Origin of the sequence: Collinsella sp. HCP3S3_D1 (assembly GCF_052064015.1) — a bacterium.
Lineage (GTDB): Bacteria > Actinomycetota > Coriobacteriia > Coriobacteriales > Coriobacteriaceae > Collinsella.
On the sequence record NZ_JBQHWK010000036.1, the window covers coordinates 1 to 1,785 of the forward strand.

Annotated in this window: 1 rRNA gene; it reads right to left on the bottom strand. The window is 64.8% G+C overall.

What is annotated here, in order from left to right:
• Positions 1-1,785: ribosomal RNA gene (locus ACTNDJ_RS08885) — 23S ribosomal RNA — on the bottom strand; the annotation flags it as partial.

Here is a 1,785-nt window from a genome sequence, read left to right on the forward strand (position 1 = left end):
GCTAACTCCTCCGCGTGACCTTCCGGCACCGGGCAGGCGTCAGACCCTATACGTCGCCTTGCGGCTTCTGCAGAGTCCTGTGTTTTTGGTAAACAGTCGCTTGGGCCTCTCCACTGCGGCCCGCCTCCGCTCCCGGAGCAAGTCCGTTCACGTACGCGCGGGCACCCCTTCTCCCGAAGTTACGGGGCCATTGTGCCGAGTTCCTTGACCATGGTTGACCCGATCGCCTCGGTATGTTCTACCCACCCACCTGTGTCGGTTTGCGGTACGGGCGCGCACGCGCCTGCCTAGGGGTTTTTCTAGGGACCTCGGGCTCACTCGCTTCGCTTAAGTGCTTCGTCCGGAGCCTCGCCCTCGTGCGGACCGGATTTCCCTGGTCCGCGGGCCGCGCTCCATCACGGGGACGTCCAGAACCCCGCCGAGCCACCCCCATCCGTCGCCCCGTCGGTCGTAGCGCCGCGTGCGCGGTGCAGGAATGTCTGCCTGCTGCGCGTCGGCTACGCCTGCCGGCCTCGCCTTAGCCCCCGACTGACCCTGGGAGGATTAGCCTTGCCCAGGAAACCTCGGGTTCACGGCGGACGAGTTACTCTCTCGTCTCTCGCTACTCATGCCAGCATTCTCACTCCCATGCGCTCCACCGTCGGTCGCCCTCCGGCTTCTCCGCCCATGGGAAGCTCCCCTACCGATTCTATAGATAAAATCCCGCCGCTTCGGTGTCCAGCTTAGCCCCGTGTATTGTCGGCGCATGTCCACTCGACCAGTGAGCTGTTACGCACTCTTTGAATGCATGGCTGCTTCTAAGCCAACATCCTGGTTGTCTGGGCGGACGCACATCCTTTGCCACTCGGCTGGAACTTGGGGACCTTAGCGGGCGGTCCGGGCTGTTTCCCTCTCGAGCACACAGCTTAGCCCACATGCTCTGACTGCCGCGCTCTGGGCCGCCGGCATTCGGAGTTCGGTTGGATTCGGTAGGCGGCGAAGCCCCCTCGTCCATCCGGTGCTCTACCTCCGGCGGTGAACGCGCGACGCTAGCCCTAAAGCTATTTCGGGGAGAACGAGATATCTCCGGGTTTGATTGGCCTTTCACCCCTATCCGCAGGTCATCGCCGCCGTTTTCAACCGACGTGCGTTCGGCCCTCCACGGGGTCTTACCCCCGCTTCAGCCTGCCCACGGATAGCTCACCCGGCTTCGCGTCCGCGGCGCGGGACTCAAGTCGCCCTGTTAAGGCTCGCTTTCGCTCCGGCTCCCTTTCGGTTAACCTCGCCCCGCGCCAGCGACTCGCTGGCTCATTCTACAAAAGGCACGCCGTCACACCGTAAAGGTGCTCCGACTGCTCGTGGGCGCACGGTTTCAGGTACTGTTTCACTCCCCTCCCGGGGTGCTTTTCACCTTTCCCTCACGGTACTGGTGCGCTATCGGTCACAGGGTAGTACTCAGGCTTGGATGGTGGTCCACCCAGGTTCGGACCGGGTTTCACGTGCCCGGCCCTACTCAGGGACCGCGTCGCGCCGTCCGGTCTGGGTTCGCGTACGGGGCTGTCACCCGCTGCGGCCGGCCCTCCCATGCCGTTCCGCTCCCCAGCCGGACCTGCGCCCGGGGGCGGCAGCCCCCGGATGCGCGGCCCTGCAACCCCGCCGGCGGAACCCCTGCCGGGTACGCCCGCTCGACGGTTTGGCCATCGGTCCCCTTTCGCTCGCCGCTACTCGGGGAGTCTCGAGATTGATTTCCTCTCCTCCGGGTACTTAGATGTTTCAGTTCCCCGGGTTGTCCTCCCCCCGCCTATG